Annotated in this window: 16 protein-coding genes; 8 read left to right on the top strand and 8 right to left on the bottom strand. The window is 66.8% G+C overall.

Annotation, left to right across the window (positions count from 1 at the left end; genetic code table 11):
- Window positions 1–17: 17 nt before the first annotated feature.
- Together ACVCL9_RS17300 and azu are read right to left on the bottom strand one after the other, a co-directional pair.
- Complete coding sequence (locus tag ACVCL9_RS17300; RefSeq protein WP_395116446.1) at window positions 18–425, bottom strand: group III truncated hemoglobin; 408 nt, start codon at window positions 423–425, stop codon at window positions 18–20.
- 88 nt (window positions 426–513) lie between these two features.
- Complete coding sequence (gene azu, locus ACVCL9_RS17305; RefSeq protein WP_395116448.1) at window positions 514–960, bottom strand: azurin; 447 nt, start codon at window positions 958–960, stop codon at window positions 514–516.
- Between the two features lie 141 nt (window positions 961–1,101).
- On the opposite strand from azu, the gene fdxA reads away from it, so the two are divergent.
- Both fdxA and ACVCL9_RS17315 read left to right on the top strand, forming a co-directional pair.
- Window positions 1,102–1,425, top strand: a complete 324-nt coding sequence (gene fdxA / locus ACVCL9_RS17310) for a ferredoxin FdxA (protein WP_395121338.1) — start codon at window positions 1,102–1,104, stop codon at window positions 1,423–1,425.
- A 187-nt stretch (window positions 1,426–1,612) separates the two neighbouring features.
- A complete protein-coding gene (locus ACVCL9_RS17315) occupies window positions 1,613–3,922 on the top strand; it encodes a nitric-oxide reductase large subunit (protein ID WP_395116450.1) in 2,310 nt (769 codons plus the stop codon).
- Window positions 3,923–3,993: 71 nt separating this feature from the next.
- Here the strand turns inward: ACVCL9_RS17315 and gap are convergent, their stop codons facing one another.
- Window positions 3,994–4,995: a type I glyceraldehyde-3-phosphate dehydrogenase gene (gene gap / locus ACVCL9_RS17320; protein ID WP_395116452.1), complete on the bottom strand. Its 1,002-nt coding sequence runs from the start codon at window positions 4,993–4,995 to the stop codon at window positions 3,994–3,996.
- 172 nt (window positions 4,996–5,167) lie between these two features.
- Here gap and ACVCL9_RS17325 point away from each other — a divergent pair, with 172 nt between their 5' ends.
- From ACVCL9_RS17325 to ACVCL9_RS17340, 4 genes are all read left to right on the top strand, one after another.
- Window positions 5,168–5,998 carry a S1/P1 nuclease gene (locus ACVCL9_RS17325; protein ID WP_447097191.1) on the top strand — a complete coding sequence of 277 codons (831 nt, stop codon included), beginning with the start codon at window positions 5,168–5,170 and terminating at the stop codon, window positions 5,996–5,998.
- Between the two features lie 45 nt (window positions 5,999–6,043).
- Window positions 6,044–7,516, top strand: a complete 1,473-nt coding sequence (gene pyk / locus ACVCL9_RS17330; protein ID WP_395116456.1) for a pyruvate kinase — start codon at window positions 6,044–6,046, stop codon at window positions 7,514–7,516.
- Between the two features lie 94 nt (window positions 7,517–7,610).
- Entirely contained in the window at window positions 7,611–8,051 is a 441-nt protein-coding gene (locus ACVCL9_RS17335; RefSeq protein WP_447097190.1) for an energy transducer TonB, read from the top strand.
- A gap of 155 nt (window positions 8,052–8,206) precedes the next feature.
- The gene (locus ACVCL9_RS17340; RefSeq protein ID WP_447097189.1) at window positions 8,207–9,211 is read left to right on the top strand and encodes a class I fructose-bisphosphate aldolase; all 1,005 of its coding nucleotides are present in this window, start codon (window positions 8,207–8,209) and stop codon (window positions 9,209–9,211) included.
- Between the two features lie 97 nt (window positions 9,212–9,308).
- On the opposite strand, the gene ACVCL9_RS17345 is transcribed toward ACVCL9_RS17340, so the two are convergent.
- Both ACVCL9_RS17345 and ACVCL9_RS17350 read right to left on the bottom strand, forming a co-directional pair.
- Window positions 9,309–9,887 carry an outer membrane protein gene (locus ACVCL9_RS17345; RefSeq protein ID WP_447097188.1) on the bottom strand — a complete coding sequence of 193 codons (579 nt, stop codon included), beginning with the start codon at window positions 9,885–9,887 and terminating at the stop codon, window positions 9,309–9,311.
- A 181-nt stretch (window positions 9,888–10,068) separates the two neighbouring features.
- Window positions 10,069–10,668 carry an outer membrane protein gene (locus tag ACVCL9_RS17350; protein ID WP_395116464.1) on the bottom strand — a complete coding sequence of 200 codons (600 nt, stop codon included), beginning with the start codon at window positions 10,666–10,668 and terminating at the stop codon, window positions 10,069–10,071.
- A gap of 255 nt (window positions 10,669–10,923) precedes the next feature.
- On the opposite strand from ACVCL9_RS17350, the gene tkt reads away from it, so the two are divergent.
- Window positions 10,924–12,933 (top strand): transketolase, encoded by a 2,010-nt coding sequence (tkt, locus tag ACVCL9_RS17355; protein WP_447097187.1) that lies wholly within the window; start codon window positions 10,924–10,926, stop codon window positions 12,931–12,933.
- Between the two features lie 129 nt (window positions 12,934–13,062).
- Here tkt and ACVCL9_RS17360 read toward each other — a convergent pair whose 3' ends face one another.
- On the bottom strand, window positions 13,063–13,716 hold the full coding sequence (locus ACVCL9_RS17360) for an HAD hydrolase-like protein (protein WP_447097186.1): 654 nt from the start codon (window positions 13,714–13,716) through the stop codon (window positions 13,063–13,065).
- Window positions 13,716–14,900 carry a phosphoglycerate kinase gene (locus ACVCL9_RS17365; RefSeq protein ID WP_395116470.1) on the bottom strand — a complete coding sequence of 395 codons (1,185 nt, stop codon included), beginning with the start codon at window positions 14,898–14,900 and terminating at the stop codon, window positions 13,716–13,718. The genes ACVCL9_RS17360 and ACVCL9_RS17365 overlap by 1 nt, the downstream gene beginning before the upstream one ends.
- A gap of 182 nt (window positions 14,901–15,082) precedes the next feature.
- On the opposite strand from ACVCL9_RS17365, the gene maiA reads away from it, so the two are divergent.
- Window positions 15,083–15,745: a maleylacetoacetate isomerase gene (gene maiA, locus ACVCL9_RS17370; protein WP_395116473.1), complete on the top strand. Its 663-nt coding sequence runs from the start codon at window positions 15,083–15,085 to the stop codon at window positions 15,743–15,745.
- Between the two features lie 129 nt (window positions 15,746–15,874).
- Here the strand turns inward: maiA and ACVCL9_RS17375 are convergent, their stop codons facing one another.
- Window positions 15,875–16,987 carry a PilT/PilU family type 4a pilus ATPase gene (locus ACVCL9_RS17375; RefSeq protein ID WP_395116475.1) on the bottom strand — a complete coding sequence of 371 codons (1,113 nt, stop codon included), beginning with the start codon at window positions 16,985–16,987 and terminating at the stop codon, window positions 15,875–15,877.
- Window positions 16,988–17,040 lie beyond the last annotated feature (53 nt).

Here is a 17,040-nt window from a genome sequence, read left to right on the forward strand (position 1 = left end):
AATCGGGGTGTGGCCGATCAGCGATGGATGCCGATCACAGGCACACCGAACGGCTTCGCTTCGGGATGCAGGCCCAGGCCGTACTTCAGGCTGCGGCCGATGCGCTGGGCGTACTCCAGCATGTGCTCGGCGTGGACCGGATCGAGTTCCTCGCCGCAGGTTTCACGCCACAGTGCCAGCCAGCGATCGAAATGCTCGGCGCGGATCGGGTGCGGGCGGTGTGCTGCCATCGGGTTGCCGCGATAGCTGCCCGCACGCAGCGCCACCGAACACCAGAACGAGGTCAGCAGGCGCTTGTGCTCGTCCCAGTCGTGCACGGCTGCATTGAACACCGGGCCGATCTCCGGATCGCGCCGCACCTTCTCGTAGAAGTGGTCGACCAGCGTGGCGATGGCGGTTTCGTTGAAGGGCTCGGCTGGGCTCATGTCGGGGCAGGGTGCACGAAACGGACGCATGACGCAGAAAAGGCGCACCCGGCCATCTCGGCCGGGCGCGCTGCCGTTGCGGCAAAGCTTACTTGCCGAGGCTCAGCGTGCCCTTCATCAGGGCGGCATGGCCGGGGAAGGTGCAGAAGAACGCGTACTGCTCGCCGGCCTTGAGCTTGGCCACGTTGATCGTGGCGGTGTCGCTCTCGCCGGCGCCGATCAGCTTGGTGTGGGCGATGATACGGCTGTCACCGGGCTTCTCGTAGCTGTTGGCCGCGCCGGCCTTCATGCCGTCGGCGACCACGCCGGCTTCATCCGAGGCGTGCGACAGCACCCAGTTGTGGCCCATCGCGGTGACCGGCAGCTTGCCGGTGTGCTTGAGCGTGACCTTGAAGGTCTTGCAGGTACTCGGCACGGTGATGGTCTTCTTGTTGAACTGCATCGCATCGCTGCCCTCGATGGTGGTGGCGCACTCGGCAGCCATCAGCGGAGTGGAGAGCAGCCCGAGCAGGGCAACGGCAATCAGTTTGCGCATGGTGTCGCTCCTTGGGGAAGATGAGAGAACGGAAGGATTCTGCGTGGGCAGCGAGCGTGGCACACTGATCTGGATCATGGTCACGGCAGCAGTTGCCGCGGACACTGTAGTTACCGCGGCGAGGCTGCGGAAGGAGGCATGATGACGCACGTCGTCACCGACAACTGCATCAACTGCAAGCACACCGACTGCGTCGAGGTGTGCCCGGTCGATTGCTTCCACGCCGGGCCCAATTTCCTGGTGATCGATCCCGACGAATGCATCGACTGCACGTTGTGCGTGGAGGAGTGTCCGGTCGGCGCGATCTTCCCCGAGCTCGACGTACCGGCCGGGCAGGAGATCTACATGTCGATCAATGCGGAGCTGGCGAAGGAATGGCCGGTGCTGACCAGCAAGATCCCGTCGATGGAAGACGCCGACAAGTGGGACGGCGTACCGAACAAGCTGCCGCTGCTCAAGCGCTGAGTCCACCCGGCACGTCGCCCTGCTGCGGGGGAGCAAAAAGGTTTATGGTAGGCGGGCGATGCGTTGACGGGGGAACCAGAACCACCGCATCGATCCGCGCGAGCCGGTTCGACACGCAGGGCGGGAGCGTTTCGCCGCCTTGTTGCGCCACAGGCTTGCGCGCACTCATCTTGCCGGAGGAGCGACGATGAACGAGGCAGCGCAACCCTTGACCGACGACGATACCGAACTGTCACCATGGTGGCTGCGAACGGTGGCGATCGTGCTGGTGTTCGGCTTTGCCGGATTGCTGGCGATCACCTCGCTGGCCTATCGCAACGCGCCACCGATTCCCGCGCAGGTGGTCGATGCCCAGGGCACGGCCCTGTTCAGCGGTGACGACATCCGCGACGGCCAGGCGGTCTTTCTCAAATACGGCCTGATGGACAACGGCAGCATCTGGGGACATGGCGCGTACCTCGGGCCGGATTACTCCGCCGAGGCACTGCACCGGCTGGGCGTGGACACCGCGGCGGCGATCGCCGGCAAGCAGTACGGCAAGCCTCCGGGCGAGCTGGATGCGCAGCAGCAGGCCGCGGTGCGTGGGCAGACGGCGGTGGTCCTGAAGACCAACCGCTACGATGCGCAAACCGGCGTGCTGCAGCTGACCGATGCCGAAGCCGTCGCCTACCGGCAGCAGATCGGCTACTGGACGGACTATTTCAAGGACCCGACGAAAAACGGGGGACTCAAGCCGGGCCTGATCAGCGATCCGGTGGAGTTGCACCAGTTCACCGCCTTCGTGACCTGGGCGGCGTGGGCCTCGGTGGCGACGCGGCCGGGCACGGAGGCGTCGTATACCAACAACTTCCCCTACGACCCCAGCGTCGGCAACGTGGCCACCGGCAGTGCCTTGCTGTGGAGCGCGCTGAGCCTGCTGGTGCTGCTGGCCGGCATCGCGACCGTGCTGCTGGCGTTCGGCAAGTTCGACTACCTGGGCTGGATCAGCCGCGGCCACCACGTGCACCCGCAGCTGTTGCCGGGGCAGGTCGGCGCGGGCCAGCGGGCGCTGATGAAGTTCTTCGTGGTGGTGGCCTTGCTGTTCCTGATGCAGACCCTGGTCGGCGGCGGCGTGGCCCACTTCCGCGCCGACCCGGGCAGTTTCTACGGCTTCCAGCTGGAGAACATCTTTCCCAGCAACCTGCTGCGCACCTGGCATCTGCAGACGGCGATCTTCTGGATCGCCACCGCGTATGTCGCCGCCGCCCTGTTCCTCGGCCGCTCGCTGCGTGCGCCGGATGACGAGCCGCGCTGGCTCGCCGGCTGGGTGCACCTGCTGTTTGCCGCCTTCGTGGTGGTGATCGGCGGCAGCCTGCTCGGCGTCTGGGCCGGCATCGAACAGAAGCTGGGCCATCTGTGGTTCTGGTTCGGCGACCAGGGCTGGGAGTACCTGGAACTGGGCCGGTTCTGGCAGTACCTGCTGGTGGTCGGCCTGTTGGCCTGGTTCGTCATCCTGTGGATGCTGGCACGCCCGCGTGCGGTGGCCAACGAGGCGGCACGCCCGCTGGCGAAGATGTTCATGTTCGCGGCCGTCGCCATTCCGGTGTTCTACGTGCCGGCGCTGTTCTTCGGCGCGAAGACCAACTACACGGTGGTCGATACCTGGCGCTTCTGGATCATCCACCTGTGGGTGGAAGGCTTCTTCGAGTTCTTCGCCACCACGGTGGTGGCGCTGACCTTCTACCAACTGGGCCTGACCCGACGCAACGTGGCGCTGCGGGTGATCTACCTGGACGCGATCCTGTATTTCCTCGGCGGCCTGATCGGCACCGGGCACCACTGGTACTTCACCGGCCACACGAACTTCAACATGGCCTTGTCGGCCCTGTTCTCGGTGCTCGAGGTGGTGCCGTTGACCCTGCTGACGCTGGATGCCTGGGATTTCGTGCGTACCACCCGCGGCGACTGCGCCGTGTGCGGCAAGTCGGTCAGGGTGCCGCACAAGTGGACGTTCTACTTCCTGATGGCGGTGGGCTTCTGGAACTTCGTCGGCGCGGGCATGTTCGGCTTCTTCCTCAACCTGCCGATCGTCAGCTACTACGAAGTGGGCACCCAGGTCACGCCGACCCATGGCCATGCGGCACTGATGGGCGTGTTCGGCATGCTGGCGATCGCGCTGATGGTGTTCTGCCTGCGCCAGGTCAGCAGCGACGCGCGCTGGCCGGGCATCGAGAAGTACGTCAAGGTGGCCTTCTGGGGGACCAATATCGGCCTGATGCTGATGATCCTGATGAGCCTGTTCCCAAGCGGGGTGATGCAGCTGTGGGACGTGGTCGAGCACGGCTACTGGCACGCGCGCAGCGTGGAGTACATGGCCACGTCGCGTTCGCACCTGGTGGAGTGGCTGCGCCTGCCCGGCGACCTGATCTTCATCGGCTTCGGCGCGATTCCGCTGGTGATCGCCTCGGTCAAGGGCTGGCTCGGCGTGCGGGCGGACGCCCGGGCACAAGCGCGCTGAGCCGCCGCCGCACATGAAAAAGCCCGCGCCGACGATGTCGGCGCGGGCCTCGCGGATTGCGTGGGAGGCGACTACTTCGCGACGACGCGCACCATCTCCAGGCACTTGTTGGAGTAGCCCCACTCGTTGTCGTACCAGCTGACCAGCTTGACGAAGCTGTCGTCCAGCGCGATGCCGGCGTCGGCGTCGAAGATCGAGGTGCGCGCGTCGCCGCGGAAATCGGTGGCCACCACCTTCTCCTCGGTGTAGCCCAGGATGCCCTTCAGCGCGCCTTCGCTCTGCGCCTTCATCTCGGCCTTGATTTCCTCGTAGGTCGCCGGCTTCTCCAGCTCCACCGTGAGATCGACCACCGACACGTCGGAGGTCGGCACGCGGAAGCTCATGCCGGTGAGCTTCTTGTTGAGCTCGGGGATCACCACGCCGACCGCCTTGGCCGCGCCGGTGGAGGAAGGGATGATGTTCTCCAGGATGCCGCGGCCGCCGCGCCAGTCCTTGTTGCTCGGGCCGTCGACGGTCTTCTGCGTCGCGGTGGCGGCGTGCACGGTGGTCATCAGGCCGCGCTTGATACCCCATTTGTCGTTGAGCACCTTGGCCACCGGCGCCAGGCAGTTGGTGGTGCAGCTGGCGTTGGAGATGATCGCCTCGCCCTTGTAGGTCTTGTCGTTGACGCCGTAGACGAACATCGGCGTGGCGTCCTTCGACGGCGCGGACAGGATCACCTTCTTCGCGCCGGCGTCGATGTGTTTCTGCGCCGATTCCTTGGTCAGGAACAGGCCGGTGGATTCGATCACCACTTCGGCGTTCACCTCGTTCCACTTCAGGTTGGCCGGGTCGCGCTCCTGGGTCAGGCGGATGCGCTTGCCGTTGACCACCAGGTGGTTGCCGTCGACCTCCACGTCGCCATCGAAGCGGCCGTGCACGGAGTCGTGCTTCAGCATGTAGGCCAGGTAATCGGGCTCCAGCAGGTCGTTGATCGCCACGATCTCGATGTCGTTGCCGAAGTTCTCCACGGCGGCGCGCAGCACGTTGCGACCGATGCGGCCGAAGCCGTTGATGCCGACCTTGATGGTCATGAGGGAACGTCCTCCTGAAGGATGCCGCGAGCGCGGCGGAAAGAACGCCGATTTTACCGCCATTTCCGGGTGCCTGCCTGCCCCGCGGGCCGTGGTGCGCGCCGGCGGCGGCAAAAAGCCGCAGTGCTCTGTGGCAGACTGCGGCCATCCCTCCCTTGCCGGAATGACTCGCATGAGCTTCGCCCGTCGCGCCACCACCGCCGTGCTCGCCTGCCTGCTGGTTACGCCGGCGCTGGCGTGGGGGCCGCTCGGCCACAGCGTGGTCGCCGAGCTGGCGCAGCGGCACTTGAGCCCCGCTGCGGAAGCCGAGGTCCAGCGCCTGCTGGCGCCGGAGCATACCGATTCGCTGGGCGACGTCGCCAACTGGGCCGACCAGATGCAGGACGATCCGGCCATGGCGAATCTGTGGAAGCAGACACGCAGCCAGCACTACATCAATTTCCGCGGTGGCCCCTCGTGCGACTACGTGCCGCCGCGCGATTGCCGCGACGGTCGCTGCGTGGTGGCGGCGCTGCAGTACTACGTGGGTGTGCTGGGCGACCGCAGCAAGCCGGACGCCGTGCGCCGCCGGGCGCTGAAGTTCGTGGTGCATTTCGTCGGCGACGTCCACCAGCCCTTGCATGCCGGCTATCGCGAGGACAAGGGCGGCAACACCTATCAGGTGCAGTTCGACGGCAAGGGCAGCAACCTGCACCGGGTGTGGGACTCCGGCATGCTCTACACCCGTGGTCTGGATTGGCAGCAGTACGCGCAGCGCCTGGATTCGGCGGTGCCGGTGCCGTTGCCGGCGCCGAGTGCGCCGCTGGACAACCCCTACGCGCAGTGGGCGCAGGAGTCGTGCCGGATCTCCGCCGAGGCCGGCTTCTACCCCGTCGGCCACAAGATCACCCCGGGCTACGTGTCGACCTGGCTGCCTGTGGCCGACCGCCGCCTGCGCGAAGCCGGCCGTCGCCTCGCGCAAGTGCTCAACCTGGCGCTCGGCGCCGGTTCCGCTGCGCGTTGAGCGTGGACCGGCGGCGCGGCGTGACGATTCTGCTAGGCTCAGCTGATGCTCATTTCCAAAATCCGCCGCACCAAGATCGTCGCCACCCTCGGCCCGGCCACTGACGCACCGGGCGCGCTGCGCAAGCTCATCGACGAAGGCGTCGACGTCGTGCGCCTCAACCTCTCGCACGGCGCGCCCGATGATCACCGCGCCCGCGCGCGGGCGGTGCGCGAAGCGGCCGAGGCTGCGGGCCGCGAGGTCGGCGTGCTGGCCGATCTGCAGGGGCCGAAGATCCGCATCGAGACCTTCGCCGACGGCCCGGTGCAGCTGGTCGAAGGTGCCAGCTTCGTGCTCGATTGCCGCCCCGGCGTGCCGCCCGGCGACGCCACCCGCGTGGGCGTGAGCTATTACGGCTTGCCCGATGACGTGAGCGCCGGTGACGTGCTGTTGCTGGACGACGGCCTGGTGGGGCTCACCGTGCGCGAGGTGGTCGGCAGCGAAGTGCGCTGCGAGGTGCTGGTGGCCGGCAAGCTGTCCAACCGCAAGGGGCTCAACCGGCAGGGCGGCGGGCTTTCCGTCGACGCGCTGTCGGACAAGGACAAGGCGGACATCCAGCTGGCCGCCGAGATCGGCGCGGATTTCCTCGCCGTGTCCTTCGTGCGTTCGGCCGACGACATGCACCAGGCCCGCCGCCTGCTCAAGCTGGCCGGCGGGCGTGCCGCGCTGGTGGCCAAGATCGAGCGCGCCGACGCCATCCCGGTACTGGGCGAGATCATCGACGCCTCCGACGTGGTGATGGTGGCGCGCGGCGACCTGGGCGTGGAGATCGGCGATGCCGAGCTGCCCGGCCTGCAGAAGAAGATCATCCGCGAGGCAGTGCAGCGCAATCGCGCGGTGATCACCGCCACCCAGATGCTGCAGTCGATGGTGCGCTCGCCGATCCCGACCCGCGCCGAAGTGCTCGACGTGGCCAATGCCGTGATCGACGGCACCGATGCGGTGATGCTGTCGGAGGAAACCGCCGCCGGCGCGCATCCGGACAAGGCGGTGGCCGCGATGACGCGGATCTGCCTCGGCGCCGAGCGCCAGTTCGAGCCCAAGGACGACCTCTCCGCCGGCGGCCACCGGCTCGACCGCACCGACCAGGCGATCGCGCTGGCCGCGATGATGCTGGCCGGCCAGCTCGGCGTGCGGGCGATCGTGGCATTGACCGAATCCGGCGCCACCGCGCAATGGCTGTCGCGCTACCGCAGCGCGGTGCCGATCTACGGCATGTCGCCGTCGGCCTCCGCACGGCGGCGCATGCAGCTGCTGCGCGACGTGCAGCCGGTGGAGTTCAGCCACGGCGAGAAGCAGAGCATGGCCGCTTCCACCCGCGCCGCGGTGCGCCTGCTGTTCGAACAGGACAGGCTGGTCCAGGGTGACAGCGTGGTGATCACCTACGGCGACCGCGTCGGCCACGTCGGCGGCACCAACACGCTGAAGCTGCTCGCAGTCGGCCCCGACGGCACCATCGACAGCCTGCGCGACCTGTGAAGCCTGAACCGGCCGCGTCGCCGCGACATCGTTGACGCTGGCGCGGCGTGCAGGCAGCTACACTGTGGCCATCGACACGTTGCCGGAGCCTGCCATGAACACCCCGTTTTCCTCCGTGTGCCGCGGCGTGCTGTTCGCGCTCGCCCTGGGCGCCGCCGCGCCGGTGCTGGCGCAGACGGTCAAGATCGACCAGCAGGACTTGTACCGCTACTGGATCCTGCTCAACACCCAGGTGCAGATGGATGCGCCCAACAGCGGCCTCAACCTGGACAAGCCCGGTTGCGTGGCGGTGACCTACACCATCGGTTCCGATGGCGTGCCGATGGACGTGCAGGTGGCCAAGGTGGAGCCGAAGAGCGACCTCGGCCCGATGGCGCGCAGCGCAGTGGCCAATTTCCGCTACGGCCCGTCGCTGAACAACAACATCCACCAGCCGGTGGCCACGTATTACATCGTGGTGTTCAACGGTCCCAAGGACCCGGCCGCGCGCGCCCAGCTGATGGCCCCGTGCAAGCTGCCCGGCTACCCGGCCTGAGCTGAGCCGGCAGTGCCTGCGGGGTGCGGCGTCGTTTCGGCCCGTCGTGGCCCCGATCTGGCCTATAATCGGCGTTTTTCACCATGCCGCTTCGTTCTCGAGGCGGCGCCCACCATGGGTGGCCGGGCATCGCCCCCACCATCGCGGAGTCACCAATGAGCATTGAAGATCTCGAAAGCGTCGCCCTGGCGATGGTTGCGCCCGGCAAGGGCATCATCGCGATCGACGAGTCGACCAACACCATCCGCAAGCGCTTCGAGGCCGTCGGCATCGAGAACACCGAGGAGAACCGGCGCGCCTACCGCGAGTTGCTGCTGACCACGCCGGGCCTGTCCGAGCACATCTCCGGCGCGATCCTGTTCGACGAGACGATCCGCCAGTCCACCAAGGACGGCGTGCCGTTCACCCAGGTGATGAAGAAGAACGGCATCATCCCCGGCATCAAGGTCGACAAGGGCCCGCAGCCGCTGGCCGGTTTCCCCGGCGACGTGGTCACCGAAGGCCTCGACGGCCTGCGCGAACGCCTGCAGGAATACGCGAAGCTGGGCGCCCAGTTCGCCAAGTGGCGCGCGGTGATCAACATCTCCGAGGAAAACCCCAGCTCCACCGCGATCGAGGCGAACTGCCACGTGCTGGCTCGTTACGCCGCGCTGTGCCAGGAGGCCGGCCTGGTGCCGATGGTCGAGCCCGAAGTGATCATGGACGGCGACCACACCATCGAAGTCAGCTACGAAGTGCACGAAGCCGTGCTGCGTAGCCTGTTCAATGCGCTGTACGAGCAGAACGTGATGCTGGAAGGCACCATCCTGAAGGTCAGCATGGTCATCCCCGGCAAGGATTGCGAGGAGCAGGCCGAGGTCGGTGAAGTAGCCGAGGCCACCGTGCGCGTGCTCAAGTCCACCGTGCCGGCAGCGCTGCCGGGCATCGTGTTCCTTTCCGGTGGCCAGAGCGACCAGCAGTCCACTGCACACCTCAACGCGATGAACCAGATCGGCCCGCACCCTTGGCCGCTGTCGTTCTCCTACGGCCGCGCGATGCAGCAGGCCGCGCTGCAGTTGTGGTCGAAGGACCTGAAGGGCAATGTCGCCGACGCGCAGAAGATCGTTCACGCCCGCGCCAGGGACAATGGCCTGGCGGCGCTGGGGCAGTGGAACGGCTGATTGCCTTTCAGGCGGGGAATAGGGAATAGGGAACAGGGAATCGGCAGAGAAGAAAAGGGCGCCTTGCGGCGCCCTTTTTTGCGTCACGCGATGGAGTTCAGAAGCGGTACTCGGCGCTCACCGTGTAGATGCGGTTACCGATGTCCAAGCCCTGCTTGGAGATGCTGTAGTAATCGAAGTTGGCGCCGATGCTCCAGCTCTTGTTGATGTCGTAGCCAGTGCCCACGCCTGCGTACCAGCCCAGCGACTGCTTGCTGGCCTTCTCGTTGAAGGGGTCGGCCGGGTCGCTGGACTGCAACTTGGCGTGCAGCTTCCACATGAAGGCGCCGCCGCGCGCGGAGATGTACCAGGCGTCGGTCGGGTTGAAGTGACCGTTGATGCCTGCGGTCCAGCCGTCACCCGAGAGTTTGGCGTAGGTGGTGCCATCGCGGCTGCTGATGCTGCCGAGGTCGGTGTAGCCCGCCTCGAAGCCGATGAACTGGGTGCGGTAGCCGGCGTTGAGAATGACGGCCGTGCCGTGTTCGCTGCCGAGGTCGTAGTTGTCCAACGTGGCGTGGTAGCTCACGCGACCGGCGCCGAGGTTGACGAAACCGCCGGTGAGATCCTTTGCCTGCACGCTGGCCGTGGCCAACGTCGCACCGGCCAGAGCGGCCAGCGTCAAGAGTGAGTTTTTCATTTGAAATCCCCTGTTGTGGTGTTTCCCGATCTTTCCTGTCGCAGTCCTGCGCGTCGGGACGCAAGGCGCCAACCACGTATTTTATATGTGGCGCAGTTCGCATAAAGAAAGAGAGCGCCCTCAGGCGCCCTCTTCTTGTAGGTGAACATCCCGACGCGATGTCGGAATCAACCTCTGCGGATCAGAAGCGGTATTCGGCGCTGGCCGAGACCATGTCCGTGCTGAGGTTCACGTGGTCCTTGCTGGCGTCGAAGTAGTCGTAGTTCACGCCCACGCTGAGCTGCGGGGTGATGTTGTAGCCGATGCCTGCGCCGGCGTACCAGCTGTTGTCGTCCAGGCTCTTGCGGATCGGGTTCACGTCGTTGTTCATGCCGTGACCGGTCCAGCTGTACAGGCCCGCGCGACCGCTGAGGTACCAGTTCGGGGTCATGTCCAGCCGGGCGTTGGCGCCCACCGTCCAGCCGTGCAGCTGCGACTTGTTGTCGGCGATCACCGGGTCGCTGTTGAAGATGTTCTTGGCGTGGATGTTGCCCAGGTCGTTGTAGCCCACCTCGGCGCCCAGCGCGAAGTTCGGCGCCAGCGACCAACGGTAGCCGCCGTTCAGGGCATAGCCGGTGTCATGGCCGTCGTACGGCCCATGGTTGATCGCGGTGCGGCCGATGTTGCCGTTGACGAACCAGCCGGCGTTGTCGGCGGGCGCGTTCTGCGCGAAGGCGGCGGGGACGGCCACCAGGCCGGCAGAGACGAGAGCGAGGGCGAGCAGTGTTTTCTTGGTTTTCATGGATGAGGCTCCAATGGTCAGGACAGTTGGCCCCGGATGGGGAGGGCCGTTTGTCGAATGCGCCCCGCCCAAGACGGGCGGCGACACGAAGACTTAGATGGGTGGTGCCCCGAAAGATTCAATACTCATTAGTTCAGTATTAAGCGCAGATTAAGCCGGCCGAATGCGGGCCGTGCCCAGGGCCGTGTCCGGCGCGCGACACCGCGCGACCGGATCGGCGACAATGGACGCTTTTGCACCCTCCGGAGACGCCTGATGACCACCCGCCGCGAACTCGCCAACGCCGTGCGAGCCCTTGCCATGGACGCCGTGGAAGCGGCCAAGTCCGGTCATCCGGGCATGCCGATGGGCATGGCCGACCTCGCCGAGGTGCTGTGGAACGACTTCCTGCAGTTCAATCCGGCCAACCCGAAGTGGCCCAACCGCGACCGCTTCGTGCTGTCCAACGGCCACGGCTCGATGCTGCAGTACGCGCTGCTGCACCTGACCGGCTTCGACCTGCCGATGGACCAGCTCAAGCGCTTCCGCCAGCTGCATTCGAAGACCGCCGGCCACCCGGAAGCCAGCGAAACGCCGGGCGTGGAGACCACCACCGGTCCGCTCGGCCAGGGCCTGGCGAATGCGGTCGGCTTCGCGCTGGCCGAGAAGGTACTGGCGGCGCATTTCAACCGTCCGGGCCACGATGTGGTCGATCACCACACCTACGCCTTCCTCGGCGACGGCTGCCTGATGGAAGGCATCTCGCACGAAGCTGCCTCGCTGGCCGGCACCTGGGGCTTGGGCAAGCTGGTGGCGATCTACGACGACAACGGCATCTCGATCGACGGCGAAGTGCACGGCTGGTTCACCGACGACACCCCGGCGCGCTTCGAGGCGTACGGCTGGAACGTGATCCGCGGCGTGGACGGGCACGATGCCGAGGCGATCAAACAGGCGATCGCCAAGGCCACCACGCAGCACGACAAGCCCACCCTGATCTGCGCGAAAACCGTCATCGGCTTCGGTGCGCCGCACAAGCAGGGCAAGGAGGAAAGCCACGGCGCGCCGCTGGGCAAGGACGAGATCGCCGCCGCGCGCGAGCAGCTGGGCTGGAAGTACGCACCGTTCGAGATCCCGGCCGAGATCTATGCCGGTTGGGATCACAAGGCCAAGGGCGCCGCCGCGGAGCAGGCGTGGAACGACGTGTTCGCGAGGTACGCCTCCGCCCATCCGGAGCTGGCTGCCGAATTCGACCGCCGCATGAGCGGCGAGCTGCCGGCCGACTGGGCCGCGAAGTCGCAGGCGTTCATCGACAAGCTGCAGGCCGACGGTCCCGAAGTGGCCTCGCGCAAGGCTTCGCAGATGAGCATCGAAGCGTTCGCGCCGCTGCTGCCGGAGCTGATCGGCGGCTCGGCCGACCTGGCCGGCTCCAACCTGACCAAGTGGAAGGGCAGCCTCGACGCCGCCACCGGCGACAGCGCGGACGGCAAGGGCAACTACGTCTATTACGGCGTGCGCGAGTTCGGCATGACCGCGATCGCCAACGGCGTGGCGCTGCATGGCGGCTTCATCCCGTACGACGCGACGTTCCTGGTGTTCTCCGACTACGCGCGCAATGCGGTGCGCATGAGTGCGCTGATCCCGGCCCATGCGATCCACGTTTACACGCACGACTCGATCGGCCTGGGCGAGGACGGCCCGACCCATCAGCCGGTGGAGCACATGGCGAGCCTGCGCTACATCCCGAACAACCAGCTGTGGCGTCCGTGCGATGCGGTGGAATCGGCGGCGTCGTGGAAGGCGGCGATCGAGCGCAAGGGCGCGCCGTCGTGCCTGATCTTCTCGCGGCAGAACCTCAGGCACCAGCAGCGCAGCGCACAGCAGGTGGCCGACATCCTGCGCGGCGGCTACGTGCTGTCCGATCCGCTGGACACGAAGTTCCAGGCGATCCTGATCGCCACCGGTTCGGAAGTGGAACTGGCGATGGAGGCGTCGCGCGCGCTGGCGCAGCAGGGCGTGGCCGTGCGCGTGGTGTCGATGCCGTGCACCGAGGTGTTCGACGCGCAGCCGCTGGAATACCGCGAAGGCGTGCTGCCGCTCTGGTGCCGCGCGCGCGTGGCGGTGGAAGCGGCCACCGCCGATTTCTGGCGCAAGTACGTGGGCCTGGACGGCGAAGTGGTCGGCATGACCACGTTCGGCGCCTCGGCGCCGGCGCCGCAGCTGTTCGAGCACTTCGGCTTCACCGTGGCGCACGTGGTCGACGCGGTGAAGCGCGTCGTCAAATAAGGCTACTCGCGGTCGCCTCCCGGTGATCGCGGGAATGCCTGTGCGAGCGCCTCATTCGGTAGGGCGGGCACTGCCCGCCGTTCTGCCTTATCCAGCGACCGAAACAAAAGCCGGCGGGCGGTGCCCGCCCTACGGAGCGGCCGCCGGGATTTCCAGCAAGGCGGCCAGTTCGTCCGGCGTTGCCGCAATGGCGTGGGCGCCGGCCTGTTCCAGTTCCGCGCGGCTGCCGAAGCCCCAGAGCACACCGAAGCCACGCACGCGGTTGGCGACGGCGCCGTCGATGTCGAAGTGGCGGTCGCCGATCATCACCGTGTCGGCCGGGTCGGCGCCGAAGTCGGCCAGTGCCTCGCTGATCATCGTGGCCTTCTCGCTGTGCGCGCTGTCCGGGTGCGGGCCGTACAGGCGCAGGAACGCGTCGCCGAACGGCAGGTGGGCGAGGATCGGCGCGGCGTGGCGGTGCGGCTTGCTGGTGACCACGGCGAGCTGGTGGCCGGCGCCGCGCAGCCGCTCGATCAGCAGCTCGATGCCCGGATAGATCTCGTGCTCGCGCCAGCCGAGCGTGTTGAAGCGCTCGTGGTAGTACGCCACCGCCGCCTCGATGCGTTCGGCGTCGTGGTCCAGGAGCGGCGCGAAGCTGTGCCGCAGCGGCGGGCCGATCCAGCGGCGCAGTTCCGCATGTGCCGGCGCCGGCACGTCCAGCCGCGCCAGCGCATGCTTCACGCAGGCGGTGATGCCGTGCTCGGAATCGATCAGGGTGCCGTCGAGGTCGAACAGGCAGAGCATTACTTCGCGGCTCGCGCCTTCAGTGCGGTGACCGCCGGCAGTTCCTTGCCTTCGAGGAATTCCAGGAACGCGCCGCCGCCGGTGGAGATGTAGGAGACCTGGTCGGCGATGCCGTACTTGTCGACCGCGGCCAGGGTGTCGCCGCCGCCGGCGATCGAGAACGCGTTCGACGCCGCGATCGCGCGCGCCAGCGTTTCGGTGCCCTTGCCGAACGCGTCGAACTCGAACACGCCGACCGGGCCGTTCCACACCACGGTGCCGGCCTTGGCGATCAGGGCGGCGTAGAGTTCGGCGGTCTGCGGGCCGATGTCGAGGATCATCTCGTCCGCACCGACCTGGTCGACCGGCTTGATCGTGGCCGGGGCCTGCGCGGAGAACGCCGGCGCCACCACCACGTCGATCGGCATCGGCACTTCGGCGCCGCGTCGTTTGGCGTCGGCCAGCACCTTCTTCGCCGCGTCGAGCAGATCCATCTCCACCAGCGAGTTGCCGACCGAGTGTCCCATCGCGGCGATGAAGGTGTTGGCGATGCCGCCGCCGACGATGAGCTGGTCGACCTTGCCGATCAGGTTGTCCAGCAGGGTCAGCTTGGTCGACACCTTGGAGCCGGCCACGATCGCCAGCAGCGGATGCGCCGGGTGCTCCAGCGCCTTGCCCAGCGCATCCAGCTCGGCGCACAGCAACGGGCCGGCGGCGGCGACCGGGGCGTACCTGATCACGCCGTGGGTCGAGGCTTGTGCGCGATGCGCGGTGCCGAACGCGTCCATCACGAAGATGTCGCACAGCGCGGCATATTTCTTCGCCAGCGTGTCGTCGTCCTTGCCCTCGCCGACGTTCATGCGGCAGTTTTCCAGCAGCACCACCTCGCCGGCGGCCACCTCCACCCCGTTGACCAGGTAGTCGGCCACCAGCCGCACCGGCTGGTCGAGTTTGCTGCTCAGCCACAGCGCCACCGGCGCCAGCGAGGATTCGGCGTCGAACTGGCCTTCCTTGGGCCGGCCCAGGTGCGACATCACCATCACCTTCGCGCCGGCGTCGCGGGCGGCCAGGATCGTCGGGAGGGCGGCGTCGAGGCGCTGGGTCGAGGTGATCCGGCCCTGTTCGTCGATCGGCACGTTGAGATCTTCGCGGATCAGCACGCGCTGGTTGCGCAGGTCGAGGTCGCTCATGCGGATGACGGACACGGCACAACTCCGTTGGATGGTGGGGGCTAGCCAGAACCGGCTGCAACCGCCTATTGTCCGGTGGCCGCGGCAGTGATGCAAACGCGGCCTGGCGAGGCACGCCGGGCCGACGACACGCGGGCGCGCGCAACGGCTGCACTTGTGGCTAAACTGCAGGCTATCCACGCAGGGGGGGACCGCTCATGGCGACCGGCTTGGTGCTCTACAGCTACTGGCGTTCCAGTGCTGCCTATCGCGTGCGCATCGCGCTGAACCTCAAGGGCCTGGACTACGAGACGCGTCCGGTGCACCTCGTGCGCGACGGCGGCGAGCAGCACACGGCGCAATACCAGGCGCTGAACCCGCTCGAATCCGTGCCGGTGCTGTGCGACGGCGACCGCGTGCTGACCCAGTCGCTGGCGATCATGGAATATCTGGACGAGATGCACCCGGAGCTGGAAACCGCGCTGCTGCCGGTCGACGCCCGCGGCCGCGCCCAGGTGCGCGCGCTGGCCATGGCGGTGTGCTGCGACATTCACCCGCTGGGCAACCTGCGCGTGCTGCAGCATCTGGAGAAGGAGTTCGGCGCCAGCGAGGAGCAGCGGGCAGCCTGGTCGCGGCACTGGATCGATGCCGGCTTCAAGGCGATCGAGGCCATGCTGGCGGAGAGCGCCGCCACCGGCCGCTACTGCCACGGCGAAACCCCGAGCATGGCCGATGCCTGCCTGATCCCGCAGGTCTACAACGCCATTCGCTGGAAACTGCCGCTCGACGACTACCCCACCATTACGCGCATCCACGCCGCCTGCAACGAGCTGGAAGCGTTTCAGCGTGCGGCGCCGGAGGCGCAACCCGACGCACCGTAAGCCGGGAATAGGGAATGGGGAATAGGGAATAGGAACTGCAAGAGCAGGAGCCGCGCTCCGCGCTTGGTTTTTCCGATTCCCGATTCCCGATTCCCGATTCCCGATTCCCTATTCCCTATTCCCGGCCCTTCAGAACCCCATCCCGTACGGGTCGTTGCCGGCCAGTTCGGCGCTGCTGTTGCCGCCTTCGGCGAGGCGGATCTTGAGGGCGAGGCCATCGCGGGAGTCGGATTTGCTGAGGGCCTCGTCCAGTTCCACGCGGCCTTCCTTGTACAGCTTGTACAGCGACTGGTCGAAGGTCTGCATGCCTTCCTGCAGGCTGCGATCCATGGCGTCCTTGATCTCGTGGATCTGGCCGCGGCGAATCATGTCGCGGATCAGCGGCGTGTTCAGCAGCACCTCGGCGGCCGGGATGCGGCGGCCGTCCTTGCCGATCACCAGGCGCTGGCTGATCACCGCGCGCAGGTTCAGCGCCAGGTTCATCAGCACGTTCTTGTGCGCCGATTCGGGGAAGAAGTTGAGGATGCGCTCCAGCGTCTGGTCGGAGTTGTTGGAGTGCAGCGTGGCCAGGCACAGGTGGCCGGTCTCGGAGAAGGCAATGGCCGCCTCCATCGTGTCGGTGTCGCGGATCTCGCCGATCATGATCACGTCCGGCGCCTCGCGCATCGCGTTCTTCAGCGCCTCGTGGTAGCTGTGCGTGTCCAGCCCGACCTCGCGCTGGTTGACGATCGAGCGCTTGTGCCGGTGCAGGTATTCGATCGGGTCCTCGATGGTGAGGATGTGCCCGGGCGACTGCGAGTTGCGCTGGTCGATCATCGCCGCCAGCGTGGTCGACTTGCCCGAGCCGGTGGCGCCCACCACCAGGATCAGTCCGCGCGGCTCCATGATCAGGTCGCGGAAGATCGGCGGCAGCTGCAGCTGCTCGATCGAGGGGATCTCGCTCTTGATCGCGCGGATCACCATGCCCACTTCGCCGCGCTGCTTGAAGACGTTGATGCGGAAGCGGCCGGCTTCCTTCACCGCCAATGCCATGTTCAGTTCGAGGTTGCGCTCGAACTGCGGCACTTGGCCCTCGTCCATCAGCGAATAGGCGATCTTCTTGACCATGCCGCTCGGCAGGCCGGTATTGCCCAGCGGATAAAGCTTGCCCTCGACCTTGATGTTCACCGGGGCACCGGTGGACAGGAACATGTCCGACGCGCCCTTGTCTACCATGAGCTTGAGGAAGTAGCCGATGTCCACGTTTTACCCCTGGGTTCCCGATGTACATTGCATTGCACGATTATGCCTGCCCA

The organism is Rhodanobacter sp. UC4438_H5, assembly GCF_052978405.1.